This window comes from Acinetobacter sp. Gutcm_16 (assembly GCF_028649355.1).
Classification (GTDB): domain Bacteria; phylum Pseudomonadota; class Gammaproteobacteria; order Pseudomonadales; family Moraxellaceae; genus Acinetobacter; species Acinetobacter johnsonii.
The window spans coordinates 46,984-72,459 of record NZ_JAQSUV010000018.1 but is presented as its reverse complement, the minus strand read 5'-3'; the positions used below and the strand labels follow the sequence as shown (position 1 = coordinate 72,459).

The 25,476-nt window shown below is 42.7% G+C and carries 30 protein-coding genes; 12 read left to right on the top strand and 18 right to left on the bottom strand.

Annotation, left to right across the window (positions count from 1 at the left end; translation table 11 throughout):
- Positions 1-25 precede the first annotated feature (25 nt).
- Positions 26-409, top strand: a complete 384-nt coding sequence (locus PTT44_RS03370; RefSeq protein WP_168157989.1) for a hypothetical protein — start codon at positions 26-28, stop codon at positions 407-409.
- A gap of 3 nt (positions 410-412) precedes the next feature.
- Positions 413-781: a hypothetical protein gene (locus tag PTT44_RS03365; RefSeq protein ID WP_125273939.1), complete on the top strand. Its 369-nt coding sequence runs from the start codon at positions 413-415 to the stop codon at positions 779-781.
- 39 nt (positions 782-820) lie between these two features.
- Here PTT44_RS03365 and PTT44_RS03360 read toward each other — a convergent pair whose 3' ends face one another.
- A complete protein-coding gene (locus PTT44_RS03360) occupies positions 821-1,330 on the bottom strand; it encodes a hypothetical protein (RefSeq protein WP_010325875.1) in 510 nt (169 codons plus the stop codon).
- A 527-nt stretch (positions 1,331-1,857) separates the two neighbouring features.
- Between PTT44_RS03360 and thyA the strand changes: the two genes are divergently transcribed.
- The 5 genes from thyA (at position 1,858) to msrA (ending at position 5,604) form a co-directional block, all read left to right on the top strand.
- Entirely contained in the window at positions 1,858-2,700 is an 843-nt protein-coding gene (gene thyA / locus PTT44_RS03355) for a thymidylate synthase (RefSeq protein ID WP_005400836.1), read from the top strand.
- Between the two features lie 116 nt (positions 2,701-2,816).
- Positions 2,817-3,329: a dihydrofolate reductase gene (locus PTT44_RS03350; RefSeq protein ID WP_168157990.1), complete on the top strand. Its 513-nt coding sequence runs from the start codon at positions 2,817-2,819 to the stop codon at positions 3,327-3,329.
- 26 nt (positions 3,330-3,355) lie between these two features.
- Positions 3,356-4,408, top strand: a complete 1,053-nt coding sequence (locus PTT44_RS03345) for an Lnb N-terminal periplasmic domain-containing protein (RefSeq protein WP_168157991.1) — start codon at positions 3,356-3,358, stop codon at positions 4,406-4,408.
- A 95-nt stretch (positions 4,409-4,503) separates the two neighbouring features.
- The gene (locus PTT44_RS03340) at positions 4,504-4,962 is read left to right on the top strand and encodes an META domain-containing protein (RefSeq protein WP_168157992.1); all 459 of its coding nucleotides are present in this window, start codon (positions 4,504-4,506) and stop codon (positions 4,960-4,962) included.
- Positions 4,963-5,076: 114 nt separating this feature from the next.
- On the top strand, positions 5,077-5,604 hold the full coding sequence (gene msrA / locus PTT44_RS03335) for a peptide-methionine (S)-S-oxide reductase MsrA (RefSeq protein WP_168157993.1): 528 nt from the start codon (positions 5,077-5,079) through the stop codon (positions 5,602-5,604).
- A gap of 56 nt (positions 5,605-5,660) precedes the next feature.
- Here msrA and PTT44_RS03330 read toward each other — a convergent pair whose 3' ends face one another.
- The 5 genes from PTT44_RS03330 to PTT44_RS03310 form a co-directional block, all read right to left on the bottom strand.
- Positions 5,661-6,065 (bottom strand): ExbD/TolR family protein, encoded by a 405-nt coding sequence (locus PTT44_RS03330; protein ID WP_004692473.1) that lies wholly within the window; start codon positions 6,063-6,065, stop codon positions 5,661-5,663.
- Entirely contained in the window at positions 6,065-6,688 is a 624-nt protein-coding gene (locus PTT44_RS03325) for a MotA/TolQ/ExbB proton channel family protein (protein ID WP_004692475.1), read from the bottom strand. Before PTT44_RS03325 ends, PTT44_RS03330 begins: the two co-directional genes overlap by 1 nt.
- 19 nt (positions 6,689-6,707) lie before the next feature.
- On the bottom strand, positions 6,708-7,475 hold the full coding sequence (locus PTT44_RS03320) for an energy transducer TonB (RefSeq protein WP_168157994.1): 768 nt from the start codon (positions 7,473-7,475) through the stop codon (positions 6,708-6,710).
- A 215-nt stretch (positions 7,476-7,690) separates the two neighbouring features.
- Complete coding sequence (purU, locus tag PTT44_RS03315; protein WP_004692478.1) at positions 7,691-8,557, bottom strand: formyltetrahydrofolate deformylase; 867 nt, start codon at positions 8,555-8,557, stop codon at positions 7,691-7,693.
- An 83-nt stretch (positions 8,558-8,640) separates the two neighbouring features.
- Entirely contained in the window at positions 8,641-9,333 is a 693-nt protein-coding gene (locus tag PTT44_RS03310; protein ID WP_087527660.1) for a TetR/AcrR family transcriptional regulator, read from the bottom strand.
- 116 nt (positions 9,334-9,449) lie between these two features.
- Here PTT44_RS03310 and PTT44_RS03305 point away from each other — a divergent pair, with 116 nt between their 5' ends.
- From PTT44_RS03305 to PTT44_RS03290, 4 genes are all read left to right on the top strand, one after another.
- Positions 9,450-10,898: a coniferyl aldehyde dehydrogenase gene (locus tag PTT44_RS03305; RefSeq protein WP_168157995.1), complete on the top strand. Its 1,449-nt coding sequence runs from the start codon at positions 9,450-9,452 to the stop codon at positions 10,896-10,898.
- Positions 10,899-11,057: 159 nt separating this feature from the next.
- Positions 11,058-11,294, top strand: coding sequence for a 50S ribosomal protein L28 (rpmB, locus tag PTT44_RS03300; RefSeq protein ID WP_000048256.1), 237 nt, complete (start codon positions 11,058-11,060; stop codon positions 11,292-11,294).
- Positions 11,295-11,306: 12 nt separating this feature from the next.
- Positions 11,307-11,462: a 50S ribosomal protein L33 gene (rpmG, locus tag PTT44_RS03295; protein WP_003654787.1), complete on the top strand. Its 156-nt coding sequence runs from the start codon at positions 11,307-11,309 to the stop codon at positions 11,460-11,462.
- Between the two features lie 144 nt (positions 11,463-11,606).
- Positions 11,607-13,322 carry a cation:proton antiporter gene (locus PTT44_RS03290; protein WP_168157996.1) on the top strand — a complete coding sequence of 572 codons (1,716 nt, stop codon included), beginning with the start codon at positions 11,607-11,609 and terminating at the stop codon, positions 13,320-13,322.
- A 56-nt stretch (positions 13,323-13,378) separates the two neighbouring features.
- Here PTT44_RS03290 and PTT44_RS03285 read toward each other — a convergent pair whose 3' ends face one another.
- The 6 genes from PTT44_RS03285 to PTT44_RS03260 all read right to left on the bottom strand — a co-directional run bounded on the left by PTT44_RS03285 (position 13,379) and on the right by PTT44_RS03260 (position 18,402).
- A complete protein-coding gene (locus PTT44_RS03285) occupies positions 13,379-13,657 on the bottom strand; it encodes a hypothetical protein (RefSeq protein ID WP_004692486.1) in 279 nt (92 codons plus the stop codon).
- 105 nt (positions 13,658-13,762) lie between these two features.
- Positions 13,763-14,266: a DUF6586 family protein gene (locus PTT44_RS03280; RefSeq protein WP_168157997.1), complete on the bottom strand. Its 504-nt coding sequence runs from the start codon at positions 14,264-14,266 to the stop codon at positions 13,763-13,765.
- 75 nt (positions 14,267-14,341) lie between these two features.
- Positions 14,342-14,704 carry an ASCH domain-containing protein gene (locus PTT44_RS03275; RefSeq protein WP_252726098.1) on the bottom strand — a complete coding sequence of 121 codons (363 nt, stop codon included), beginning with the start codon at positions 14,702-14,704 and terminating at the stop codon, positions 14,342-14,344.
- A gap of 40 nt (positions 14,705-14,744) precedes the next feature.
- Positions 14,745-15,005, bottom strand: coding sequence for an RNA recognition motif domain-containing protein (locus tag PTT44_RS03270; RefSeq protein ID WP_004692489.1), 261 nt, complete (start codon positions 15,003-15,005; stop codon positions 14,745-14,747).
- A 98-nt stretch (positions 15,006-15,103) separates the two neighbouring features.
- Positions 15,104-17,092: an ATP-dependent helicase gene (locus PTT44_RS03265; protein ID WP_168157999.1), complete on the bottom strand. Its 1,989-nt coding sequence runs from the start codon at positions 17,090-17,092 to the stop codon at positions 15,104-15,106.
- A 155-nt stretch (positions 17,093-17,247) separates the two neighbouring features.
- Positions 17,248-18,402 carry a glycerate kinase gene (locus PTT44_RS03260; RefSeq protein WP_171527497.1) on the bottom strand — a complete coding sequence of 385 codons (1,155 nt, stop codon included), beginning with the start codon at positions 18,400-18,402 and terminating at the stop codon, positions 17,248-17,250.
- 274 nt (positions 18,403-18,676) lie between these two features.
- Between PTT44_RS03260 and PTT44_RS03255 the strand changes: the two genes are divergently transcribed.
- On the top strand, positions 18,677-19,126 hold the full coding sequence (locus tag PTT44_RS03255; protein ID WP_168158001.1) for a carboxymuconolactone decarboxylase family protein: 450 nt from the start codon (positions 18,677-18,679) through the stop codon (positions 19,124-19,126).
- A gap of 86 nt (positions 19,127-19,212) precedes the next feature.
- Here the strand turns inward: PTT44_RS03255 and PTT44_RS03250 are convergent, their stop codons facing one another.
- The 6 genes from PTT44_RS03250 to PTT44_RS03225 all read right to left on the bottom strand — a co-directional run bounded on the left by PTT44_RS03250 (position 19,213) and on the right by PTT44_RS03225 (position 25,439).
- Positions 19,213-19,782 (bottom strand): HdeD family acid-resistance protein, encoded by a 570-nt coding sequence (locus PTT44_RS03250; RefSeq protein ID WP_004692502.1) that lies wholly within the window; start codon positions 19,780-19,782, stop codon positions 19,213-19,215.
- Between the two features lie 119 nt (positions 19,783-19,901).
- The gene (locus PTT44_RS03245; RefSeq protein ID WP_168158002.1) at positions 19,902-20,660 is read right to left on the bottom strand and encodes a hypothetical protein; all 759 of its coding nucleotides are present in this window, start codon (positions 20,658-20,660) and stop codon (positions 19,902-19,904) included.
- A gap of 47 nt (positions 20,661-20,707) precedes the next feature.
- Positions 20,708-21,154: an NUDIX hydrolase gene (locus PTT44_RS03240; RefSeq protein WP_168158003.1), complete on the bottom strand. Its 447-nt coding sequence runs from the start codon at positions 21,152-21,154 to the stop codon at positions 20,708-20,710.
- A gap of 96 nt (positions 21,155-21,250) precedes the next feature.
- Positions 21,251-23,893: a type I DNA topoisomerase gene (gene topA / locus PTT44_RS03235; protein WP_078389556.1), complete on the bottom strand. Its 2,643-nt coding sequence runs from the start codon at positions 23,891-23,893 to the stop codon at positions 21,251-21,253.
- Between the two features lie 36 nt (positions 23,894-23,929).
- The gene (locus PTT44_RS03230; RefSeq protein WP_004692510.1) at positions 23,930-24,379 is read right to left on the bottom strand and encodes an ammonium transporter; all 450 of its coding nucleotides are present in this window, start codon (positions 24,377-24,379) and stop codon (positions 23,930-23,932) included.
- 70 nt (positions 24,380-24,449) lie between these two features.
- Positions 24,450-25,439 carry a hypothetical protein gene (locus PTT44_RS03225; RefSeq protein WP_168158004.1) on the bottom strand — a complete coding sequence of 330 codons (990 nt, stop codon included), beginning with the start codon at positions 25,437-25,439 and terminating at the stop codon, positions 24,450-24,452.
- Between the last annotated feature and the right edge of the window lie 37 nt (positions 25,440-25,476).

Here is a 25,476-nt window from a genome sequence, read left to right as displayed (position 1 = left end):
TTTGGTTTTTAAATACATCACTCCCATGCTCGAATTTTGGTTTAATCCCTCAATTTCTATTCTTAAAAAATTACTTATTTTTATCGCAATTGCTGTTGTAACAGGTGTGTTGTATTGGATGGAACCCCTAAGCCTCAATGCCATTTTAATGTTCTTGGGTACGGGGATTGTTTTTCTGATTTGTCGTTACTGCAAAACTCATTTTGCGGCCAAAAATCCTACAGGTTTTCTGTATCGTCTACTGACTTGGATTCCGATTGCCCTACTCTTGGCGCTGATTTTTATGAATATTAAAGATGGTGAACTGTTGATTCCAGGTGCACAAGGGATTGGTTTTATGGCGCTGGGGATTTGCCTATTTTCCCCCCTATCCCTTTTGCATAGCAATACTCAGCCTGAGTCCAAATAAACCATGTTGAGCTTTTGGTATTCGGAACGCTGTAGCCGTGAAATTAAACTCATCATTTGTATTGCAACTTGCGTGATGATTGTTATCGCAGCACAAGTTCAACAGCTTGGCGCAATTTTTATTGGTTTGAGTCTAATGATTGGCATTGCAATGCATCTGCTACGTGGTGTGCAATTGAAGATTGCTCAGGACAATCCGTATCGGGAAGGCTTTTCGCGTTTGGTGGTTTTTCTACCCCTAATTGCCCTGATTTGTTTGCTCGGCTATCTACCCGCGCAAGATAAAATTGCGCTGGCGCTTCAGTGTATCGGCTTTAGTGGGATTGGTTTATTTTTAGTATCGATTCACGCACAACGTGAAAAAAGAGTTTAATCGGGATGCGGAGTTGCTCTACATCCCGTCAACATCTGCTTAATCCATTCGATAATAGCTGTAGTTCACATTTTGGTTACGGTAAACTGCATAACCACTTTGTTTAAAATCAGAAACCCAGCCATTGCCTGAATAAGCGGCAATATGTCCATAACGGTTTTTTGCAGTACGGTCGATAATATAAATATCGCCTTTTTTAGGCTGATCAAAAGATAAGTTGATTTTACGATAACCAATGCTGGTTAAGGTCTTACCCCAATCTGCTGCCGCCACAGGATGACTCTTGAAGCGTGCACCCGCAGACTCTAAGCCAATGCGAATACTTTTAGCACATTTTTGGGTACTGGTTTGACGGGTAATATTTCTTAAAAAGCCTGTAAATTTTTCAATATCCACACGCTGATGGTTACTAATAGCCCTTTCTCGTGCCTGCTTCGAGCTTAAAATATCCGAAGCGGTAACATTTCGCTCTGACTGAGAACGTATTATGATATTGGTTTGCGCAGGCGCATAGACGTCATTCATATTTACGTTTTGATCATAAGGCATACTAAAACCAACTCTCCTCCCAATCATTAGGGGTGTGCAACTTTTCGAGTTCGAAATACTAACCGCTCAGCATTGAACTTTCATGTCGTAAATGTAATATTTTTTTTCAAAATAAAACACAACCTTTCTAAAGTTTTCTTTTCTCTGTACTTTTTTAAACTTAAATTAACTAAAAAAATTTACCCCTTACCTAAGTCCTTTTTCGGCTTAAGCTCAAATGTTTCACCATCGGCTAACGAAGTCCTTAAATATGGAATGGATTGCCCATCTAAACGGCTGCTTATTTAGATCCAATTCAACTCAATTATTTCAGTTTAAATCCTGTACAAAACCACTTTAACCTGGTTCTCTGTAATAGCTTTCACATAATTTTTATATGATTAATCATCTCGCCTGACTTACTAATCTCGGGTGCGCAATAAGGCACAATTCAGTATAATCATCCGCAGATTTTATAATTTAGAGTGGAAAGTACAGGCACCTCTATTAAGAGGTCTGTTCCCCCGAAGTGTTTATTTGAGAGTTTTATGAAAACGTATTTAGACCTGCTACAACACATCCTCGATCACGGCGGTGATAAAGGCGACCGTACTGGTACAGGTACGCGCTCGGTATTTGGTCATCAAATGCGCTTTGATCTTTCTCAAGGCTTCCCTTTATTAACCACTAAAAAAGTACACTTTCGTTCGATCGTGATTGAACTGTTGTGGTTCTTAAAAGGCGATACCAATGTGCAATATTTACAGGACAACAAAGTCAGTATTTGGGATGAATGGTCAACCGCAGAACAAACTGCACGTTTTGGTCGCCCAGAAGGTGAACTGGGGCCTGTGTATGGACATCAATGGCGTAATTTCGGTGCAACCAAAAAAGCCGACGGTTTGTATGAAAAAGATGGTTTTGACCAAATTGCGTGGTTAGTCAATGAAATTAAAACCAATCCAAACTCACGCCGTCTGATTGTATCGGGTTGGAATCCACAAGAAGCGGGGCAGGTTGCTCTTCCTCCGTGCCACACCCTCTTCCAGTTCTTTGTTCATAACGGCAAACTGTCTTGTCAGCTCTATCAACGCAGTGCCGATGTATTTTTAGGTGTGCCTTTTAATATTGCCAGTTATGCGCTACTCACCCATATGATCGCGCAAGTCTGCGGTTTAGGCGTGGGTGACTTTGTCTGGACGGGTGGTGATACGCATTTATATGCCAACCATTTTGAGCAAGCAAAGCTTCAGTTAAGCCGTGAACCTTTAGGGCTGTGCCAACTGAAACTCAATCCAGCGGTTAAAGATATTTTCGACTTTAAATTTGAAGATATCGAAATCGTGGGTTATGAATCACATCCCGGGATTAAAGCACCTGTTGCTGTTTAAAGTAGATCAAGTCCAATTCAATCTCGCATTGAATCAGCGGGATTAAGGTTTACTAATAGATATTCTTCCTCTCCTTGAGGAAGAGTAAGAAATATGACCCAACATTTGAGCGCGTTATGGCCTTTCAAAACTTAGAAGTTGTACATGTAGTCGCAATGGATCAGCAACGCTGTATAGGTAAAGGCAATGACCTACCTTGGCATATTTCAGCCGATCTAAAACACTTCAAAGCCATCACCCAAGGTGGTGTGGTCATTATGGGCCGTAAAACGCTGGAATCGATGGGCCGTACTTTACCCAAGCGTGTCAATTGGGTCATTACTCGCGACACTTCTTGGACTTTTGACGGTACAAAGGTGGCTTACAGCATCGAAGAAGCTTTAGCGCAAGCTGTTGCCGATGTTCAAGCTTCAGAAAAACCTGACAGTATTTTTATCATTGGTGGCGGTGAAATTTTTAAACAGACCATCGATATTGCGGACCGTTTAGAACTCACGCATGTTGAACTCGATGTGCAAGGTGATGCGCATTACCCTGCTATTCCAGCAGCATTCAAAAAAGTGGCGTCAGAACAACATATTGATGACAAAACTGGAATTGCTTTTGAGTTCGCAACCTATCAAAAATAAAGCATATTCTTTTTGCTAAAAGCACGATGCATAACATGATCAAAATAGAATTTTGGCGGACACTGGGCTTTGGATTACTCCACATCCTGTTTAGTATTTTTGTCTTGTTCAGTTCAATTTGGCTGTGTTTTGCATTGTGGATTCAAGCGCCTTGGGGTTGGTTGGTCAGCCGTATTTTTATTGGGATCTGGATTGCTTTTGCGCTCAGCATTTCAGGCATCTATATCACCCAAAGCTTTTTTGGTCGTCGCCTCGATATCGCTCTTTATCTCCTTGGCTTTTTACTGGCGTTGTCTTGGTATTTTAGCTTAGACGCACGCCAAGACCGCGACTGGCAACCTGAAGTAGCAAAAATCTTGCATTATGAAAAACAAGGCGACCATGTCACCCTTCATAATGTCCGCAATTTCACATGGCACCCTGACGGCTCCTATACTGAACATTGGGATACCCGCTCTTTCGATCTAAATCAAATCACTGGGGTCAATATCATTACCTCATACTGGATGGGACCGCAAATCGCACATACCTTGGTCAGTTTTGATTTTGCCAATACTGCACCACTGACCTTTTCCATTGAAATACGCAAAGAGAAAAATGAAGAGTTTTCAGCGATTGGTGGTTTTTTCAGAAAATATGAGCTGAGTTTAGTGGCCTCAGACGAACATGATATTGTGTATACCCGCAGTAATATTCGTCATGAACAAGTCTATTTCTTTCCTGTTCGCCTCGGACAGGCTGAAAGTAAAGCACTGTTTGTAGAGTATTTACATAAGGCAGACGAGCTCGCCAAGCACCCTAAGTGGTATAACACCCTCACCAGTAATTGCACCACCTTGGTGTTTGATATGGTTCAAGCCGTTTCACATGACGCTTTACCGACTGACTACCGTATTTTAGCTTCAGGTTATTTGCCGAATTATTTGTATGATTTAGGCGCGATTAGCCCACAGTGGGATATGAAAACTTGGTATCAAAAAGCCTATATCAACCCACGTGTAAGCAAAGAAACAGCTTTAACCAGTCGTGAGTATTCACAGCTCATTCGTCAGGGTTTACCCGTTGACCAAACTCGCTAAAGTCTGCAACGAAAAGCTGCAAGTTAAAACTGGCAATCAAGGACAAAATTTGCTTTGATAGTTCAGACGATACATCACAATAAGAGTCTGATCCCATGTTAAAAAAACTGATTGCAAGCAGTCTTTTAGCGAGTAGCTTAATCATGACTGGCTGCCAAACGACACCACCGCCATCCGACACCATTGAAATGACCAACATTCAACAGCTTCAGCAACGGACTTGGATTTTGACGCAAATTGGCAATACCGAAATTAAAACAGCACCCAATGAACGTAATATTCCAAGCCTTCAGTTTTCAGCTGATAACCGCATCAGTGGTGCAGATGGCTGTAACCGCATTATGGGCAGCTATACCGTCGGACGCGATACGCTCACCTTGAGCCAGCTCGCAACCACCCGAATGGCCTGTATCAATAACAGTGCTGTTCCGCAACAGTTCCAAGAAGCGCTGGCAAAAGTGACACATTACCAAGTGTTTGGTAAAACTCTGAAACTACTCGATCGACATGGTAACTTGCTGCTACAGTTTGGCTCTGCCATTCAACCACGTTAAATTATTTCTATAAAAAGCCTGTAATCACAGGCTTTTTTAATCTGTAACAGACAACATTGTACTGAACCAATCTGCCCTTATATAAACAGATATAAACACAATTAGGATTTTAAAATGCAACAAGCACTCTTTGGTGGTGGATGTTTTTGGTGTGTAGAAGCGGTTTATTTAGAGCTTCAGGGCATACATAAAGTGACCAGTGGTTATGCAGGTGGAGACACCGACAACCCGACGTATGAAGATATTTGTCGTGGCGATACCAACCACGCCGAAGTTATTTTAATTGATTTTGATGAAACTCAAATCAGCTATGCTCAGCTACTCGATGTGTTTTTTGCCACTCATGATCCTACGACACTCAACCGTCAAGGCAATGATGTCGGCACCCAGTATCGTTCAGTCATTTACTATTTTAATGATGCGCAGCGTGCTGATGCTGAGCAAGCGATTAACGACTTAAAGGCAGAAGGTCTCGAGATTGTGACCGAACTAAGTCCTGTACCGATGTTCTATTCGGCTGAAGACTATCACCAAAACTTTTACGCTCGTAACCCATCTCAAGGCTATTGCAACTTTGCCATTCCGCCAAAACTGATGAAACTGCGCTCTAAGTTTCAGGCTTTATTGAAAGACAGTAAATAACTCAATAATTCACAATAAAAAAAGCGACTTCAAGAGTCGCTTTTTTTAACATCAGCTTAGTTATCGCTGACGAAAGCAATATCCGCCAGTCCAGCTTCACTCGCACGAGACATGACTTGTGCCACCATGTCGTAACGAGATTCTTTATCTGCACGAAGTTGAACCGTTGGCTTGGTTTCCAACTCACCCGCTTCATTAAAACGCGTTTGTAGTTCTTCCAAGCTAATCACTTGATTATCCCAAGCCACTTCGCCTTTTGCATTAATGCTCACCGTAATGGCTTTAGGTGGAGGATCTACAATATCAGCTGTCGTTTTTGGTAAAGTTAATGGAATTGATGGGTTGGCAACGGTCGCTGTCACCAAGAAGATGATCATCAAAACCAGCATAATATCGATCAGCGGAATGAGGTTCATCTCATTCATGCCAGCATCGTTATCGTCACCCAATTGAAAAGCCATTAAGCTTGACCTCCAACTAAACCTTGTTGAGTCGCTTTACTTTCTACTGCCGCAGGTGCTGAGTCTTGTTGCAACATGGTATCAATGAGCAAGCCGTGTGCTTGGTCTTGAAGCTCATGTGCCAGAGTACGGTTTACACGCGCACAGATGTTATACGCTAACACCGCAGGAATCGCGACAGCCAAACCTAAACCCGTCATGATCAGTGCTTCACCTACAGGAGTTGCAACTTGCGCTAAGCCCGCTTGACCACTTTTGCCAACAGCAACAAGGGCATGGAAAATCCCCCATACTGTACCGAACAAACCCACGAACGGTGCAAGCGATGCAATCGTACCTAGAACTGAAACACCTTTCTCAGCATTCGCTTTTTCAGCAGAAATTTGACGAAGGAGTGCTTGTTCTGCAACGGCTTTACGTTGTTCAAAGTTCAATACAGCAAACTTTGATTTTAACTTAGCTAAAGCTTGCGAAAGTTGAGCATAAGCTTGTTGTTTCAATTGACGTGTACCCATGATACGTAAAACAAAGATGGTCCACGTTGCAATCGACATTGCCAACAAGATGAAATACAGTGTTTTACTGACTGCATCAGCATGTTGCCAATAAACTGAAAAGTTCATACTCGAACTCCTGATAAAGTTAGCGTTTTGTATTCAATTCTAAATCAAATGGTTGCTCAGCCCGAATTGGATAAGCCACACCATTTTCTTTATAAGGTTTAAATTTAGCGCCTTTGACAGCTCTTAAAATCTTTTCATCTAAAGCAGGCACACCACTTGAGCGCGTAATACGGGCATTCACAATCGCCCCTTTTTCATTCGCCTCAATCAGCACAACGACTCGACGGTTTTCACCTTGTAAATCTTGATTACTATAAACTGGTTTTGGAGAGCGACTCCATTGCACACCTGAACCACCAATCGACACCGACTTAGGTGAAGTATCAGCTGGTGCAGCTTGAGTGACAGGTTTCGCTTGTTCTTGTTTCTCGACAGGCTTTTCGACTTTTTTCTCTGTAATCGTCGTGGTGACTGTCGGTTTTACTGGGGTTTCGGTTGGTTTAACAACCGGTTTAACCACTTCTGCTTTTTTAACTTGTTGAACCTTTTCTACCTTTTTCGGTGGGGTCGGTTGTGGTTTTTCCACAATCTTCACTTCCTTCGGCTTAGTCGGTTCCTTTTTCGGTTCTTCCTTCGGCTTAGGCGGTAGCGGTTTTGGTGGTTCTTGAATTTTAACGAAGCGAACCTTCAAGGGTTCTTTTTCAATCGGTTTGAGTTCAGGAGCTTTCATGTGGTTCACTGCCCACAATACGCCCATATGGCCCACGACAACCGCGATCAAAGCAGCAAGAACTTTCTTTTTCATCGGGTTGGGAGTCTGCATAGGAGAAATAACTGTTGAACTCATTAAAATCGGTGACCTAATTTAAGCGGAGTGGCCACTGGGTTGGTTTCCACTATAACGCTTATCGGTTAGTACAATAAAGTAGCGCAATGATAAATGAGAAGTGTTTTCATTTGCAACTATTAATTTGTCACTTTTTATGGTTTTTTCTAATCATACCCAAACAAAAAAGGCATACTTAATGTATGCCTTTTTAAATCGTGCTTGCAACCCATTTTTTATTGGAAAACGACTGTTTTGTTACCATCAACAATAATACGGTCTTCTAAGTGCCACTTCACTGCACGTGCCAAGACATTACGTTCAACATCCTGACCCAATTCACGTAATTGATCAACCGTAAAGTCATGGTTCACACGCTCTACATCTTGCTCAATGATCGGACCTTGATCCAGATCCGCAGTGACATAGTGCGCGGTTGCGCCAATAAGTTTTACACCTTTTTCATGCGCTTGCTTGTATGGGTTTGCACCAACAAAAGCAGGTAGAAATGAATGGTGAATGTTGATCACTTTCATTTCCCACTTTTCGACAAATGCTTCATCTAGAATTTGCATATAACGCGCAAGTACCAATAAATCATTGCCTTGCATTAATTCATCAATTTCAGCATAAGCTTCGCGTTTGTTGTCCTTCGTTACAGGGACAACTTCAAACGGAATGCCAAAGTTCTCAACCGCTTCACGTAAAGTTTCGTGGTTAGAAATCACTTTGGTAATTTCGCACGGCAAACCACCACGCGCATGACGCCATAAGAGCTCAAGTAAGGCGTGGTCTACTTTAGACACCAAAATCCCGACTTTTTTCACATCGCTGACCAGCGCCAAACGCCATTGCATTTCATAACGCTCTGCTACATTTGCAGCAAAAGTTTGAGTAATGCTTTCTTTACGAGACTGTAAATTGTCCAGTTCAAACTCAACACGCATAAAGTAACGTCCGCCCTGAGCTTCAGTCGCGTATTGATCAAGCGCAGTAATATTCGCGCCTTGATGATACAAAAAGCTCGATACAGCTTGCACGATCCCTGGCTTATCTTCACAAGTAATCAGTAAACGTGCTGTGTTAGCAGTTGTCATGTTCATGTTGGTTCTTGTTACACCTAATCAAAATAAGCCGAGTATTCTACCGCGTTTCATGCGCTTTCTAAATAGCTTGTTTTTCGGCTTCAATTATTTTTCATATGTGAAAGACTCGCGAAAAGTTCTGACGGGCCAAAACTTTCCAATAATCGCTCATATGTTTCACGGCTTTCACCGCGCAAATACGCTCCTTCTAAGAACACCATTTGGCGCAACGCTTGCCAAACCCATTTCTCTTCAAGATGATTTGAATCACTGATATGCCCAGACATATACAAAAAGTTAGTCCAGTTGGTGAGGACAATCCACAAGTTAATCACCAAGGCCTCTATTTCAGAAGGTGTCATTTGCATTAAACCAGCATCAACAAAGGCCTGATAAATTTTTTGCCCTTGTTGCATCACCTGTCCAGCAAAACGTGGATACATTTTTCTAAAATCTTCGTTATTTTCAACTAAATGATAAACATCACGATGTAAAAAGCGATAGGCCCACAATTGGTTGCTTAACACTTGGAAATAACTAATTTTATCATTCACATCCAAAACACGATCATCCGGCAGTGCCAGCATGTCCAGCGTTTCTTTCTGATACTGTTCCATGAGCTCTTTGATAATTTCACTTTTATTGCGAAAGTGATAATACAAATTGCCCGGACTCATATTCAATTCAGCGGCAATATGATTGGTCGTAACAGAACGTTCTCCACGCTCGTTAAAAAGCTGCAAACTGAGTTGCAAAATACGTTCTTTGGTTTTCAACGTTTTAGTTTGAGACATCCTAAAATAACCATTCATTCAGTGCATTAGAAGACTAACACATAAAGTAACTTGACTAATTAGAGCAATTACTCTAAAAATTAAACATAAATTGAAATTTGAAATGGTAGTGCGGCATGAACAGTCAAACAAAAACAACTTCATTGACACCACATTCTTATGATATTCAGCACCTACATGATGTGCTTGAACAGCAAAAGCACGCTTATTTACGTTATCCATTGCCAACCGCAAAAGAGCGTATTGACCGTTTGGCACGACTTAAGCGTATCTTAGTTAAGTATCAAGATCAATTTGCAGAGGCAATTAATCAAGACTATGGCAACCGTTCCACCAGTGAAACCAAAATTGGGGAATTGCTCACCTGCCTTGAACACATCAAATATTATAGCAAGCATTTAACCACGTGGATGAAACCCTCGAAACGTCACGTTTCCATCATTCACCAGCCGGCTAAAGCATGGGTGCAATATCAACCTTTAGGTGTGATCGGCATTATTACCCCATGGAACTATCCTTTATTACTCTCGATTGGACCCTTAATTTGTGCTTTGGCGGCAGGTAACCATGCCATGATTAAGATTTCTAGTTCATCGAGTAACTTTGGTCGCATTCTTGAAAAAGCGCTCTCTGAAGCCTTTCCTCAAGAATTAGTTTCCGTGACCAATGGCGGTGGCGCGATCTCGGATGCCTTTTGTCGTCTGGCTTTTGACAAACTGATTTTCACAGGTTCAACCAATGTCGGTAAAACCGTCATGTCTGCTGCGGCAGAGAACCTCGTTCCATTGATCCTCGAACTTGGCGGAAAATCACCAGTATTAGTACATCCTTCTATTCATTTACGGGATGTTGCACAGCGGATTGCTGCAGGTAAACTGTGGAATGCAGGTCAAACCTGTGTGGCACCTGACTATATGTTCTTGCCTAAAGGTAAAACTGCCGAGTTCATTGAACACTTCCGCGAGTGTGTAGAAGAGATGTATCCTGACATTCTGCATAATCCAGACTACACCTCTATTATTAATGACCGCCAATACAACCGCTTGCAAGGTTATCTTGAAAATGCACGTGAGCATGGAGCGCAGGTGGTTGAGGTCAACCCAGCCCATGAAACCTTCTCCGACACCCGCAAAGTGCCCCCTACACTATTAACAGGGGTCACGCCTGACATGCGTATTATGCAAGAGGAAATCTTTGGACCACTGCTACCGATCATGGAATATGATCAAATAGACGATGTTATCGAGTTTATTAATAGCCGTCCGCGTCCACTTGCATTATACTACTTCGACTTTGATCAGGCGCGTGCAGATTATGTCGCACAGCGTACTCATTCAGGGCATTTCGGACAAAACACGGTTTTGACCCATGTCGCACAAGACGATTTACCATTTGGTGGCGTTGGTGCATCAGGTATGGGGAAATATCATGGTCCAGAAGGTTTCTTCAGTTTGTCGCATGAACGGTCAGTGATGTCGAATCCCAAGTTATATAGCTTGAAATTCATTCTCCCACCGTTTAACAAACCAATTCACAAGTTGATTTCAAAGACCCTTCTTCGCTAAATGATCAAGGCATGACCTATCGCACGGGTTCATGCCTAGTTTTAATGAAAATCGCTTGTCTTTTAAGCGCATTTTTGGTATAAAACGCCCCTTGAATGATTTCATCCGTTTACTTAATAACTAGCGCACAATCGGTGCTGTCTAGCAATGGAGTTCACCATGTCTAAGGTTTGCCAAGTTACCGGCAAGCGTCCAGTCGTTGGCAACAACGTCTCGCACGCCAATAACAAAACCAAACGCCGGTTCGAGCCGAACCTGCATCACCACCGTTTCTGGTTAGAAAGCGAAAAACGTTTTGTACGTCTTCGTCTAACTACAAAAGGTATGCGTATTATCGACAAATTGGGTATCGAGAAGGTTGTTGCTGACCTACGTGCTCAAGGTCAAAAGATCTAAGGAGTCTGAACCATGCGTGATAAAATTCGCCTAGTTTCTACTGCTGGTACAGGTTATTTCTATACCACAACTAAGAACAAACGTACTATGCCGGAAAAAATGGAAATCAAAAAATTTGATCCAAAAATCCGTCAACACGTAATCTTCAAAGAAGCTAAAATTAAATAATTTTAGTTTTTTGGAAAAAACGACCTGCTTTAGGTCGTTTTTTTTTGCTTTTTTTTCGTTCGACTTGTTAAACTTTTAATCTCTTTTGGCACCTTTTGTGCTTTGCTTCTTTTTCACCCTTAACTTTTGCTTAAGGAGTTTTTAGTGCCTCATGACGTAGATCTCATTATATTACTTGCTGTCGGTTTTGGGCTTGCGCTCATTTTCGGCTATCTTGCCGTACGCTTACGCCTTCCCCCACTCATTGGTTATCTGATTGCGGGTATCATTATTAGTCCCAATACCCCTGGTATTGTCGCGGACATTCATCTGGCGAACCAATTGGCTGAACTTGGGGTCATGTTCCTCATGTTTGGTGTGGGCATGCATTTTTCCCTCAATGACTTATTACAAGTTCGACGTATTGCACTGCCTGGTGCTATTTTACAAATTGCTGTCGCGACTCTACTCGGAATAGGCGTCAGTATGATCTGGGGGTGGAGTTTTGGTTCTGCCTTGGTCTTCGGCTTAAGCCTGTCTTGTGCCAGTACAGTGGTATTACTCAAAGCACTGGGAGACCGTGGTCTACTCAATTCGGTCAACGGTAAAATTGCCGTAGGTTGGCTCTTGGTTGAAGATCTGGTCATGGTCTTGGTACTGGTACTCTTACCCGCAACAGCAGTTCTACTCGGTGGAGAAGCCCTTACAGGCAGTGCTGATGACAACATTTGGCTTACCTTAGGCATTACCTTACTTAAAGTTGTAGGCTTCATCGCTTTTATGCTGATCATCGGGAAACGTCTTGTTCCAATGATCATGCAATTTGTCGCTCGCCTTGGTTCACGTGAACTGTTTACCTTAACCGTGGTGGCTGCTGCGGTCTCAATCGCCTTTGGCGCGTACAAAATTTTCGGTGTTTCCATGGCACTGGGCGCGTTCTTTGCAGGAATGGTCGTTAAAGAGTCTGACTTTAGCCACCGTGCCGAAGAAGAAACTCTTCCTCTACGTGAAATTTTTGCCATTTTGTTCTTTGTTGCAGTGGGTATGTTATTTGACCCGCGCATCTTAGTGGAACAACCGGTGCATGTGCTTGCAGTCGTTGCAATTATTATGGTCGGCAAAACCATTGCCGCTATGGCACTAGTGCTCTTTTTCCGCTATCCCATCAATACAGCCCTCACCGTCGGTGCGTCACTGGCACAGATTGGTGAGTTTTCCTTCATCTTAGCCACACTCGGGGTTTCACTTAAACTCTTGTCCTTAGAAGGGCAAAACCTAATTTTGGCAGGAGCACTCATCTCCATCACCTTAAACAGCTTTGTGTTCTCCGCAATTGAGCCTGTACAACGTTGGATTCGTGAGCGCTCGCATCTAGCACGCTTACTGGAGCGTAGTGGTGACCCACTAGCAATGCTGCCTGATGAAGTCTCACAAGACTATTTACGTGACCAAGTGGTAATTGTTGGGCATGGTGAAGTGGGCCGTCGTATTACCAAACAATTGATGGCCGAAGACATTAAAGTGGTGATTGCGGAAGAAAACCGTGAAATTGTAGAAAACCTACGTGAAAAAGGCATTGCGGCTGTTTCTGGCATGGCGACAGACCCTGGTGTACTGATTCAAGCCCATATTCAACATGCGCGCCTGTTGGTACTTTCCCCGATGGATATTTTAGATATTCATAAAATCGTGGATATTGCCAAAACCCTCAATCCTGAGATTCAGGTCTTAGTATGTGCGGAAAGCAAAGAAGAAGCCGAAGTGATTCGCCGCGATCAAATTGGTGAAGTTTATTTTGCAAAAGAGGAAATGGCGAAAAATATGAGCAATCATATTTTAAATCAAATTCAGATTGCACATCATCAAGCACCCACCCACTAACCAACCAACACTGGATACAAAAAACGCACTGTTCAGTGCGTTTTTTCATATTCGGCTTAGCTGAAGAACTGTGGCTTTTCATCCACCACTTCCGCTTGCCACTCGCCTACTTGTTTTTCAAGTAAGCCGTATAAAGCCGCTTGCACCATCTGCTGAGCAACGACTGTTGTCTGGTCGCCCAATAATGCTTTGAGCTCTTCATTAAACTGGATCGTGACTAAAGGCGCACTCTCCGAACCTGCGTTACGTAGTGCGAGCTCACCACCTTCAAGTTGAACCAATTCTAAAATGGCTTCTTGATTTCCAAATAATTCTTTCAATTGTTCTATAGACATATTTCCTCCATGTTCAACATGGTGGCAAAGGCAGTTGCACTTTGCTTCGCTTAGACTTATTGATATAAGGACAAATTTTCAAACTTCAAGCGCTGGTCATCGCTTTTAGAATTCAACCATCTCATTCCGAAAGCCATCGATCAACGCCGTTAAGTCTCGATGCCACTCGCGTAAAATTTTGGTATCGGGTAACCATGCCTGAGGGGTTTGAGTGACTTTAATGATCAGATTCGATGAAGTTTCTGACTCAGGTTCAGGTGTACTCGGCTCTGGCGCATACTGACACAAGCGATAAGTACGTTTTAACTCGGCAATGAAACCTTCTTTCGAGAGTTGTTGCATTACAGTCACTTCAGGCGAGACTTGGCCCTTAGCTGCCATATGCTCCTCTATGGACTTCAAGGTCGGGGTAAAGTCATTTAAGCGGTAGTAACGGACCAACTCTTGTAGAAACGCAAGCACCGCGCCATGCAAGTGAAACACAGCAGCCTCACGGTAAGCCTGAGCTTGTTGCACATGATCAATTTGTTCTGCTTGTTGACATGAAAGTCGAGCAAAGTAGAGTTTTTGGTTAGTGCGATCAGCATGGTAACGGGCAACACGAGTCATGAAGGGTGTTCCTAAGTTTTGGCGTTTATAACAATTCTAAGATTAATCTTTCTATACAGCAGTGCATAATAAAAATTATGCATGATCTATTTCAATAAAATAAATCTTTCTTTTTGCTATGACAGGCATCGAAATATGGATTGGACGCACATTTGTGAGTACCCAAGCCCAATATCCCTCTTCCCAATATGATGCCATCGCCGAATCAAGCTCATCTTCTCTCCATGAGTGAATCGACTCAACATCAACCATAGCAACAGCATACCCCAACTCTTCATCGTCCTCGTGGGTTAAATAGTACTTATTTTCCACAATAATCAAATCTTTGAGCGGCCATTGCTCTGGTCGCCAAGAACGGATCGCTAAGGTTTTATTTCCTTGAGAGATTTGTCGTCCCATCGGCGCAACAATCGATAAAGCTGGATAGATTTTTTTCATTTTATCCCATAAAAAAGGAGCATCCATTGCTCCTTTTTATTTATGCTTCTGGCTTCTCAGGCTTATCTTCCGCCTGTTTGACGCGAATACCAGTGCCATGCAGACGTAGTGTATTAAGCCCTTTAATAGCTTTAATCGCTTCACGTGCGTGTGGCATTTCAACAAATGCAAAACCTTTCGATTTACCTGTTGCTGCATCAAGGATTAAATTACATGATGCAACTGTGCCATATTGCTTAAATAATTCAAGCAGTTCAGCTTCAGCTACTGTACGCTCTAAATTACGAACTAAAATTTTCATCTTACAACCTTCAAAAATAGGCAAAATCATCAAAAAGCAATCGCCTACGCTACTTTCTGAACATTGCACAACAAATACCACAATGTAATCTGTTTAGTTTAATCGAGATTAATCCCAAAATCTAAATTAATCGATTGGCGCTCAATTAAAGCACTCTTTACGGTTTGCTGACGAGGCTTATGATGGGTTTCCATGCTACACAAATTTCGCGTCAGATCATTCAAAAAATAACTTTCGACTTTGCGCCCTTGCTCATCAATCACGTCTCGTGCCCATAGACTTAAATTTTGCTTGGTTAAAATCAGCTCATTCTGCGCACGGGTCAGCGCCACATACAAGACCCGACGTTCTTCTTCGACATCATTAAAATCACCTTGGGCACGTGCATGTGGATATTGCCCTGGGGTGACATTGACGACATAACAGACCTTTTGCTCTGTGCCTTTGGCCGAGTGAATGGTAATCAGGGTGACGACATCGCTATCGGACTGGCGTTCGATTTCAGAAATCGACACAGGATCAAGCACATATTCCTCTAGAAACTCACTCAATTGGGTATGTTTAGAAGCCAATTGCTTCACCAGCTCAAAGTCACCTTGGCGGCGGTTCCAGTCTTTTTTATAATTTTCTGCCAATTGTGCTTCAATCGCCTGAATACCCAAACCGACACAAGCCTGTACTTCCTGTTTCAGTACCGTCATTTGCTTCATGATCAACACAGTTTCAGCTGGAATTCGCCCAAATTTCTCTAATTTATCAAAGATCAAATCAAACTCAGGCTCCAGTAAAAGTTGCTGAGCAAGACGGCTTGCACCCACATCTCCCACCCCATTCCACAAGGTAAGAAAACGCATCCATGCAATATCATCTAGAGGATTGGCAATCACGCGCAGCAAGCTCAGTAAATCTTTCACATGTGCGGTTTCAAGCAGTTTCATGCCCCCAATAAATCGATAGGGGACATTGGCCGCTATACACGCCGCCTCAATATGACGTGCTGCAAAGCTAGAACGGACCAAAACCATATGATCCGACCATTTACTGCCTTGTAAGTAATGGCGCTCTTTAATGTCGATCGCAATCCATTTTGCTTCATCAAACTCATTTGGGAAAATGTGCATGCGAGGCTTCACGCCCTCACCCCGATGAGCATCTAGGCGTTTGTTATATTGAATCTCAGATTGATCGAGCAGCCAATTTGAAAGGTCTAAAATTTCTTGGGTTGAACGATAGTTTTGCTCCAATTTAAACACCTGAGCATTCGGCACACGGTCTTTAAAATGGTGAATATTTTCAAAATCAGCCCCACGGAAACCATAAATCGACTGTGCATCATCACCCACGCAGAACAGGCTCACTTTGTCTTTAAGGGGCTCAAGCAAGGCCCACTGCAAAGGGTTGGTGTCCTGCATTTCATCGACCAGCATGTGTTTGCAGAGCGATGCCACATAGTCCGCTAAACCTTCTGACTGGTCGAGTGCTGAGGCCACGATCGCCAAAATATCGTCATAATCTAAAAAGCTACGCGCACGTTTTCGTGTCTCGTACTCTTTCATGATTTCCGCCATTTGATCTTTAAAAGCCAAATGCTCAGGATGCTGTTTTTCTAAGGCATCACTCAACTTTTGACGCGTATTTCGTGCAAAAGAATATAGGTCACAGAGTTCTTGCGGTTTAGGCAGCTGATTGGGATTTTTCTTGTCATCTTTCCCACGAATCAGGCGGAACATCATCAGCTGATCATCACGATCAATAATTGAAAACTGCTCTAAACCAAACGCTTTCGGTACACGGCGCAGCAGATACATACAAAAAGTATGAAAAGTAGAAGCACGCAACCCTTTTGCCTGCTCACCTAAAGCCAGCTCCACTCGCGCCACAATCTCGCTGGCTGAACGACGGGTAAAGGTTAAAATCTGAATTTGGTTGGCAGGAATCCCTTGATCAATTAGGTACGCCGCTCGTGCCACAATGGTTTTCGTCTTGCCACAGCCAGCCCCTGCGAGCACCAGACTGTGTTGCGACTCAGTCGTGGCAGCTTGTTTTTGTTGCGGGTTTAATTCATCAATTAGGCTGGCTAAACTCATAATCACTCATCAATTCGTGGATGCTGCTAGTCTAACAAATCTATGACATCAATATGAGGCTGCAGCAACGATTATCCATTTCTATCTAAAATACACCTTCAAATCTGGGGCTAAGACCTTATGCTCGAACCGCTTGCTGCCTCAAAAATTTAAAATTAAGCTTGCTCAGTATGATTTAAAAGCAAAAGTCGAGTGATGTCCTCACAGCTGTTTTGCAAATTCTGCTCTGCGTTTTTCAATGCTGTTGCTAAATCACAGTCAGGTTCATTGATCGAAACAATTTGACTAAACCCTTCATCAAATAATGCCTCAACATCCTCTCCGACACGTCCAGCAAAAGCAATCACTGGTTTATTCAACTGCTTGGCTAACTGAGCCACTGCCCACGGCGTTTTGCCAAACTTGGTTTGGAAGTCAATACTTCCTTCACCAGTAAAGACATAATCGGCTTGCTTTATTTTCTCCGCCAGTTGAGTTTGCTCAATCACCCACTTCGCGCCAGACTGAAGCTGAGCGCCTGTAAAGGCCATTAGACCAAAACCTAGCCCTCCTGCGGCGCCTGCCCCCGCAATATTACGTACCTGTAGATTAAGCTGTGTTTCCACCACATCCGCAAAGTGACTCAAGTTTTGATCCAACTGCTCAACCATCTCTGCGCTCGCCCCTTTTTGCGGGCCAAACACATGCGACGCACCCTGTGCTCCACACAGCGGATTAGTGACATCGGAGGCAATCAAAACTTGTACTCGTTGCAAGCGCGGATCTAAAGCCTGCATATCGATCTGTTCAATATCTTGTAAATGGCCACCACCAACGGGCACTTCCCGCCCTTGTGCATCTAAAAACCTTATTCCAAGTGCTTGTGCCATGCCACTGCCTGCATCATTGGTAACACTGCCTCCAAGTGCCAAAATAATTTTGGACACACCTGCGTCCAAGGCATGTCGAATCATTTGCCCCGTTCCCAAAGTTGTGGTCAGGAGTGGGTTTCGCTGTGCGGGCTCAAGTAGATGAATACCATTGGCTTTTGCCATTTCAATAACAGCCGTTTGCCCTCCATCAAATAAGCCCCAATACGTTTTAACTCGTTGTGATGGCAATGGCCCTGTCAGCTCACATTCGACTTTTTGGCCTGCTAAAGATGCTAATAAAGCATCGACTGTGCCTTCGCCGCCATCGGCCATGGGTACATGTATACATACAGCATCAGGGATTATATTTTGAATCCCGCGCTGCATCGCCACACAGGCCTGTTCTGCTGTCATACTTTCTTTAAAAGAATCAGGCGCTAAAATAAAAGTTTTCATCATCCATCATTTTTAGAAAATTTAATTTATTAATAACACGATTTATAAATTTCCCGCCCGCATTTTTCTCTTTTCATTGTCCTTGATACATCTCGATAAAGTTAAAATAGACTCAATGATTTTTTAATTCTAAACAGAGAAGAGTTTTATTGTACGCGTCACCAAAACGACCACCATAGTTCATTTGGTTTTAATGCATAAATTAAACAAAGTGCGAATCAATTAGCCGATAAAATCATCATTAAACACTCAACGCTCTTTAAAAAATAGGTGATGTATGCAACGTATCAATTTGGGAAAAGCCGCACCTGAACTGTATAAAACAGTGTTAGAACTCGAAAACTTATCCATGCAAAAAATCCAACAAGCAGGTCTTGAGATTGGATTTTCACACTTGCTGAAACTGAGAGCCTCACAGATTAACCAATGTGCGTTCTGTGTACGTATGCATACCCAAGATGCCATAAAAGCTGGTGAATCAATGGAACGGATTGCCCTCATCAGTGCATGGCAAGAAAGTGGATATTTTTCCGAAAAAGAACGTGCTGCGCTGATTTTAATTGAAGAAATTACACTCATTGCCCAGCAACATTTCCCCGACTCGGCATATCAAGAAGCAGTAAAAAGTTTATCCGATGCAGAAGTTGCTGCTATTGAATGGATCGCGATTGTGATTAACACGTGGAATCGTATTGCGATTTCAAGTCAATATGCCGTCAATCCGTAAGCCTGCCATTCAGCTTTGCACATGATATAAACCGCACAAAAAAAAGGGAGCCTGCATGAGGCTCCCTTTTATTTTTTAATCATGCTTTATTCAGATTGGCTTGCTGGTGGAATCTGCTTAATGGCTGCCGCCAGAGTCAGATAATTAATCCCTTGGAATAAAATATCAAAAGCAAGGAATAAGCCCAACACCCAAAATGGAGCATCTGGTGTAGTTAAAATCATAATGCCTGCCAGCAGAGTTAAAACACCAGAGAAAAGTGTCCAGCCCCAACCTTGGAATGCTCGAAATAAGATTGCATTAAAGATACGAATGACCCCAGCAATAATCAAGAAAACCGCTAAAACACTGGTCAAGACAATGGCTGTTTTCACAGGTGTGCTAAATGCATAATAGCCCGCAACCAAATACAACACACCAAACAAAGCCCATAGCCAGCGGAAGCCACCCTCAAAAATCTTAAAAGCGGCGATGAAGTGTAGAACACCACCTATCATCATGAGCACGCCAAAGATAAACACCACAGATAAGGTGGCAAAAGGCAAAGCGGCCAAAAGAACGAAACCAAACAACACCAATAAAATCCCTAAACCCAAATACCATTTACGATTTTCATGGAGTTGATGGCGAACTAAATCATTACCAACTGTTTTCATCTTCTTCTCAAGTTTGATTTTCGTTCACTTAGTTTTAACATGTTTTGCAGCGAACTTGTAGGCTTGAGTTTATCCACACAATCAATCCATGCTGTGGATAAACACAGCATTATCCACAGTTACTTTTTCCACCCAATTTCAATCGCAGTGATCTCATTCACCAATGTTTCATCAATCGATTCAGGCATTTTACTCTGTGTTTGTGAGGTTGGAATGTGCCCAGCCATTAATTCAGCTTTGGTTTGAGGGAACAGCGGTTGTTGATTTGGATAAGCATAACCCGCAGGATACATCGGCTGTCCTGTGGCTAAGTCGTATTTATCACTGGCACCAAAGGCATGTAAAAGCTCATGTGCAAGCACGACTTTGTTTTGCTCGGTTTGCTTGTTAGATGCAAATAAATTCACCGAACCGATGCGACCTTTTTGCAAAGCTGTCGAGTGTTTCAGCTCTTTAGTCAGTGCTGGGTCATAATAGTTCAAATACAAAGTAACAGTTGGTGCACCATCTGAACCTTGATGGTTTTTCCATGCATAATAACGGAACTTTAAACTCCACAAGACCGTATCCAATAAACTTGCCTGCTCAGGCACTTTAGGCGGTAGCTGTTTGAGTTCGCGCCCAAGTTGGAAGTAAATCGCAATCGGTTGACCGCGATATGTCGCAGACATCTGCTCTAAATAATCTTGTACCCCTTTTAAGTTCGCAGGCGTCAATTGCTGTATATATTGCTGAGTTGTACCTTGCCCATCTGCATTAACTGGATGCAGTAATACAATAATGGGCTTACTCCAATCTTGGTTCTGATCCCTGTAAGCATTCACAGCGACCACCAATAAAATCAGCAGCAAGATTAAAATACGAAGTTTTTTCCACATCTTTGATCCCCAATTTTTAATAATTTTTTATCACAATGATCAGCACATTACGTAATTTCTAAATGTATTATAGGTTGTTGTAATACAAAGTTTTCCCAAATAAAGTCGTATAATTTTCTTTGATTTGAAAATACAGCCAAAGTTTTAGCTTCAGATAAGCTGCACCACCGATATTCAGTATGCTCATGATTCAATAGAACAGATTGGTTTTCAGCACAGAAGCCAACAAATGCGAGAATCATTTCAATCACATTCAAGCTTGGCTCATAAAACTGCTCGATGTAATCTGCACTAAATAAACGTTGAGGCTGAATGGCTGTTTCTTCTTTGATTTCGCGAAGTATCGCTTGGCTGGCGGTCTCATTTTCTTCAACCTTTCCTGCGACATGGCACCAATAATCACCTTTAATACGCTTCATCAATAACAGTTTAATTTCACTCTCAATTTTTGACAGTAAAACTGCGGATACAACAACAGAGCGAATAGGAATCATACATTAACCAGAATCTTTTTTTATTTATAGATGTGCATCATATAAAAAATGCCCACCAAAGTGAGCATTTCTTGATTATTTCTAAGCAATTAAAACTTAAGCTTCAACCCACTTTCCATCATTGAACACCAATGACCATTTGGTTTGCTTACCTTCAGGCGTTTCAGAACCAATATATTGCGCTTGATTCTTACGGCTAAATTTCACCAAAGTTGGATTCCCTTCTGGGTCAACATCAGGTGCTTGCAAAATAAACTGATACTTCGGATCAAGCTGATCGGCAACACTACGAAGTTCCGAAACTTTAGGTGCACGTGTTTCACGTACTTTCGGGAACTTACTTGCCGCCAAGAATAAACCTGCTGCCCCATCACGTAATACAAAAAAGTCATCATGCTTAGTTGAACGTAAATGTTCCATCTTAATCGGGTCTACACGCGGAGGTGCAGGCTGACCACTTTTTAAGACTTTACGTGTGTTATCACAGCTTGAGCAAGCAAAATAAGGTCCAAAACGACCCGTCTTCAGCTGCATTTCCCCATCGCACTTATCACATGGAATGGTTGGGCCATCATAACCTTTGATTTTGAACTCACCTTCTTCAAGTTCAAAACCTGCACAGTCTGGGTTATTACCACAGACATGTAGCTTACGACCACCATCGATCACATAACTGTCCATCGCAGTTTCACAGATTGGACAGCGTTTTTTCGACATCAAATCTGCTGTTTCTGCTGCGTCATCATCAGAAAGTGCAGCAAGTGATTCAACTGGCGTTAAGTTCAACGTGCCTTTACAACGCTCTTTCGGCGGTAAGTTATAGCCAGAGCACCCTAAGAAGACACCTGTGGTTCCCGTACGAATCTGCATTGGACGGTCACATTCTTTACAGTGAACCGCTTCCACCTCTACAGGTTGATTGCGGCGCATACCGCCTTCACCTTGCGCATTGGTCAGACGTTTTTTAAAGTCGCCGTAGAAGCTGTCGAGCAACTCCTTCCAGTTGCGTTCGCCATCAGCCACTTTATCGAGCTGACCTTCTAAGTCCGCGGTAAAGTCATAGTTCATGAGGTTATTGAAACTTTCATCTAAACGATCAGTAACAATCTCACCCATTTTTTCAGCAAATAGACGACGGTTTTCCAGTTTGACATAACCACGGTCTTGAATGGTCGAGATAATCGCCGCATAGGTCGATGGTCGACCAATGCCCTTTTTCTCAAGCTCTTTCACCAATGACGCTTCAGTAAAACGTGCAGGTGGCTTGGTAAAGTGTTGCGATGGATCTAATTTTTCAAGCTTCAGGATTTCACCGACTTTCACCGCAGGCAATAACACATCATCGTCCGACTTGTTTTGACCACGGACTTTAGTGAAACCGTCAAAGACTAAGGTACGACCTTTGGCTTTAAGCTCAACACCGTTGGCATCCACTAAAATAGTCGATGACAAGTATTCTGCTGGTGTCATTTGACACGCGACGAACTGACGCCAAATCAAATCATACAAACGCTGTGCATCACGTTCCACACCCACCAAGCTGTCGCCTTTTAACGCCACATTCGATGGACGAATCGCTTCGTGGGCTTCTTGTGCACCCGCTTTGTTACCATAGCGGTTCGGCTTAGCAGGCAGATATTTCGCACCAAACTCGGTCTCAATATGATGACGTACCATATTCACCGCATCGTCACTCAAAAAGGTCGAGTCGGTACGCATATAGGTAATAAAACCCGCTTCATACAAACGCTGCGCCAACATCATGGTTTTCTTCACAGAGAAACCCAAACGTGTACTGGCTGCTTGTTGTAAAGTCGATGTGATATACGGCGCGCTCGGATTCACCTTGGTTGGTTTATCTTCACGTGCTGAAACTTTGTAATCTGCGTCTTTAATGAGCTTCAATAAAGCATCGGTATCGGCTTTATTGCGTAGCTTTAAGGCTTTACCTGCTTGTTTGACGGCTTCTAAACGAATCTCATCAGTCTGTGACTTAGTGTCTGCAAAAACTTGCCAGTATTCTTCGGGAATAAACGCACGAATTTCACGCTCACGCTCAACCACCAGTTTAACTGCGACAGACTGAACACGCCCTGCCGATAAGCCACGGGCAATTTTTTCCCAAAGTAAGGGCGAAATCATAAAGCCGACAACACGGTCTAAAAAGCGGCGTGCTTGTTGCGCATTAACTTTATCGATATCAAGGCGTGCTGGATGCTTAAATGCATCTTGAATGGCATTTTTGGTAATTTCGTTGAATACCACACGTTGATAACGTGAGTCATCGCCACCAATCACTTCTTTTAAATGCCAAGCAATCGCTTCTCCTTCACGGTCCAAGTCCGTTGCGAGATAGACCTCGTCAACTTGCGAAGCAAGCTTTTTCAGTTCAGCAACCACATGCTCTTTGCCTGGAAGCACTTCATAATGTGCTTTCCAGTCATGCTCAGGATCAACACCCATACGATTGACCAATGCATTTTGTGCTTTTTCAGCTTTCTGAGCATCGGTCAGTTTGGTTCGTGTTGCTGGCTTCTTTTCTGCAGTCTTACTGGAACCACCTGTAGGTAAATCACGCACGTGACCCACAGACGACTTCACAATGTAATTCGAGCCTAAATATTTATTGATTGTTTTCGCTTTTGCAGGCGACTCCACAATCACTAAAGCACGCTTTTTCCCAGCCTCAGGAGAATCTGCTGTAGTACTTTTGGATGTGGACCGAGGAGCTTTCGCCATATTAACCGTTAATCCTGTTTCAATGGGTCTGTAAAATTAAAGTTCAGCCAAAGACTGTAAATATGCTTTCATGGCATCTAACTGGGTTGCTCTTAAGTCAGAATGCTCATCCCAATAGAGTCCCACGCAGTTTGCTTGCATATCAATAGCATAAATACCCTTTAATTCAATGGGTAAATGTTTAAACTTGTCATCACCTGTAATGAGCTCAAGCTGCTGATCAACAACGCGAGCGCGCATTAAAGGTAGGCGTGCTTCTGGAATCAGGACACTGTAGTACGCCACCATGCTGGCACGGTTTTCCGAAGCCATTGGTATTTTCGTCCAGTCAGGTGCTGCGACTAAACGTGGGTGTAAACCCATCTTGCGCGCTTTATCACGCATTTCACCCAAAGCTTTCTCTCTTGGACTTACACGAAGTCCAAAAATCGAGCCGAGGATGAATAAGATGATAAATCCGACAACCCAAATTCCAGTATTTTCCATAGCACAACCTTTTTATTCCTTTATTAGAGTTGCATAAGCACAATATAAAACGCAAGTTTGAACGATAAAATTAATTTAAGAACATTTCATGACTATATAGAACTTCATGTCCATTCCAGTAAATATAGCCTTTATCGAGTAACTCTTTCAGCAACATACGCACATCTGACTTCGGAAACATTTGCTCAAGCAAATCACGGAGTGCATAGATATCTTTGGGTTTATTAGTTTTTAACTCGCGTAGTTTTCGTGCGACCTCAAGCTGTACAGGGTCAATCTGTGCAAAGTTTTTAAACAACTCTTGTTGCGCGGACTGCGTATCTACAGTTGGTTCAAGCACACCTACCATACTGTCTTGTTGCAGTTGCTGTAGCGCTTGCTGCATGCTTTGCGGCTGTGTAATTGGGTCTTGTTCATCTAAATTCAGTGCCAACCACTGCTTCAACACTTTTTTACGAAAGCGAATTTGCTCATCATAGCGTTTGATGATTTTGAGATTAATCAACATCCCCACCACCCGCTGCGTCTTTTCAGGTACGAGTTGCAAAATATTACTTATTGAATTTTTTAGACCGTCCAATGTGCTCGGCTTACCTGACATTTTCCCCAAAGCATCGCAATATTTTTTGACCATTTTTAAATAAGGCTGATTTTTGATACGGTCTAAACTGGGAAGATGACGTTGACTCGGTACAGCTTCAGACTGAATGAGGATCAAATTGCTCTGAATATCCGAAGATTGCATTAAGTCCAAAAGTATTTCTGCTGTATTGACCGCAGAGATAATTTCAACCTGCGTCTCTGGCTCAAGTAAAGCCATTAACTGCCCGACCACCACGGCATATTCGAACTCTTTTTGCTCGGCTTTGGGCGTGTCTAAAATTACCACTTGACCACTGCTGATCCAAGCAGCCAGTTCCGTTAAATCTTGCAATGCATACTCAAATTGACCTTGGCAATGAAACAAATACAAAGTCGGATAATGCTCCACAATCTCGCGCAACAATTTGGCAGTTGGAACATTATTTTCAAGGTCAAGAAGAACAACTTTTTGAGTCATAGGACAGTTTTTATGGGACGCACCAGAAAGCGAGTAT

What these genes read in the sequence shown, in the direction of transcription:
- rpmG (WP_003654787.1), top strand. Translation starts at nt 11,307, where the DNA reads ATGCGTGATAAAATTCGCCTAGTTTCTACTGCTGGTACAGGTTATTTC.
- PTT44_RS03285 (WP_004692486.1), bottom strand. Translation starts at nt 13,657, where the DNA reads ATGTCTATAGAACAATTGAAAGAATTATTTGGAAATCAAGAAGCCATT.
- PTT44_RS03280 (WP_168157997.1), bottom strand. Translation starts at nt 14,266, where the DNA reads ATGACTCGTGTTGCCCGTTACCATGCTGATCGCACTAACCAAAAACTC.
- PTT44_RS03245 (WP_168158002.1), bottom strand. Translation starts at nt 20,660, where the DNA reads ATGTGGAAAAAACTTCGTATTTTAATCTTGCTGCTGATTTTATTGGTG.
- PTT44_RS03275 (WP_252726098.1), bottom strand. Translation starts at nt 14,704, where the DNA reads ATGAAAAAAATCTATCCAGCTTTATCGATTGTTGCGCCGATGGGACGA.
- msrA (WP_168157993.1), top strand. Translation starts at nt 5,077, where the DNA reads ATGCAACAAGCACTCTTTGGTGGTGGATGTTTTTGGTGTGTAGAAGCG.
- rpmB (WP_000048256.1), top strand. Translation starts at nt 11,058, where the DNA reads ATGTCTAAGGTTTGCCAAGTTACCGGCAAGCGTCCAGTCGTTGGCAAC.
- topA (WP_078389556.1), bottom strand. Translation starts at nt 23,893, where the DNA reads ATGGCGAAAGCTCCTCGGTCCACATCCAAAAGTACTACAGCAGATTCT.
- PTT44_RS03230 (WP_004692510.1), bottom strand. Translation starts at nt 24,379, where the DNA reads ATGGAAAATACTGGAATTTGGGTTGTCGGATTTATCATCTTATTCATC.
- PTT44_RS03340 (WP_168157992.1), top strand. Translation starts at nt 4,504, where the DNA reads ATGTTAAAAAAACTGATTGCAAGCAGTCTTTTAGCGAGTAGCTTAATC.
- PTT44_RS03365 (WP_125273939.1), top strand. Translation starts at nt 413, where the DNA reads ATGTTGAGCTTTTGGTATTCGGAACGCTGTAGCCGTGAAATTAAACTC.
- PTT44_RS03350 (WP_168157990.1), top strand. Translation starts at nt 2,817, where the DNA reads ATGGCCTTTCAAAACTTAGAAGTTGTACATGTAGTCGCAATGGATCAG.
- PTT44_RS03255 (WP_168158001.1), top strand. Translation starts at nt 18,677, where the DNA reads ATGCAACGTATCAATTTGGGAAAAGCCGCACCTGAACTGTATAAAACA.
- PTT44_RS03320 (WP_168157994.1), bottom strand. Translation starts at nt 7,475, where the DNA reads ATGAGTTCAACAGTTATTTCTCCTATGCAGACTCCCAACCCGATGAAA.
- PTT44_RS03225 (WP_168158004.1), bottom strand. Translation starts at nt 25,439, where the DNA reads ATGACTCAAAAAGTTGTTCTTCTTGACCTTGAAAATAATGTTCCAACT.
- PTT44_RS03330 (WP_004692473.1), bottom strand. Translation starts at nt 6,065, where the DNA reads ATGGCTTTTCAATTGGGTGACGATAACGATGCTGGCATGAATGAGATG.
- PTT44_RS03360 (WP_010325875.1), bottom strand. Translation starts at nt 1,330, where the DNA reads ATGCCTTATGATCAAAACGTAAATATGAATGACGTCTATGCGCCTGCG.
- PTT44_RS03345 (WP_168157991.1), top strand. Translation starts at nt 3,356, where the DNA reads ATGCATAACATGATCAAAATAGAATTTTGGCGGACACTGGGCTTTGGA.
- PTT44_RS03325 (WP_004692475.1), bottom strand. Translation starts at nt 6,688, where the DNA reads ATGAACTTTTCAGTTTATTGGCAACATGCTGATGCAGTCAGTAAAACA.
- PTT44_RS03250 (WP_004692502.1), bottom strand. Translation starts at nt 19,782, where the DNA reads ATGAAAACAGTTGGTAATGATTTAGTTCGCCATCAACTCCATGAAAAT.
- PTT44_RS03310 (WP_087527660.1), bottom strand. Translation starts at nt 9,333, where the DNA reads ATGTCTCAAACTAAAACGTTGAAAACCAAAGAACGTATTTTGCAACTC.
- PTT44_RS03370 (WP_168157989.1), top strand. Translation starts at nt 26, where the DNA reads ATGCTCGAATTTTGGTTTAATCCCTCAATTTCTATTCTTAAAAAATTA.
- PTT44_RS03260 (WP_171527497.1), bottom strand. Translation starts at nt 18,402, where the DNA reads ATGATGAAAACTTTTATTTTAGCGCCTGATTCTTTTAAAGAAAGTATG.
- PTT44_RS03265 (WP_168157999.1), bottom strand. Translation starts at nt 17,092, where the DNA reads ATGAGTTTAGCCAGCCTAATTGATGAATTAAACCCGCAACAAAAACAA.
- PTT44_RS03305 (WP_168157995.1), top strand. Translation starts at nt 9,450, where the DNA reads ATGAACAGTCAAACAAAAACAACTTCATTGACACCACATTCTTATGAT.
- purU (WP_004692478.1), bottom strand. Translation starts at nt 8,557, where the DNA reads ATGAACATGACAACTGCTAACACAGCACGTTTACTGATTACTTGTGAA.
- PTT44_RS03240 (WP_168158003.1), bottom strand. Translation starts at nt 21,154, where the DNA reads ATGATTCCTATTCGCTCTGTTGTTGTATCCGCAGTTTTACTGTCAAAA.
- PTT44_RS03270 (WP_004692489.1), bottom strand. Translation starts at nt 15,005, where the DNA reads ATGAAAATTTTAGTTCGTAATTTAGAGCGTACAGTAGCTGAAGCTGAA.
- thyA (WP_005400836.1), top strand. Translation starts at nt 1,858, where the DNA reads ATGAAAACGTATTTAGACCTGCTACAACACATCCTCGATCACGGCGGT.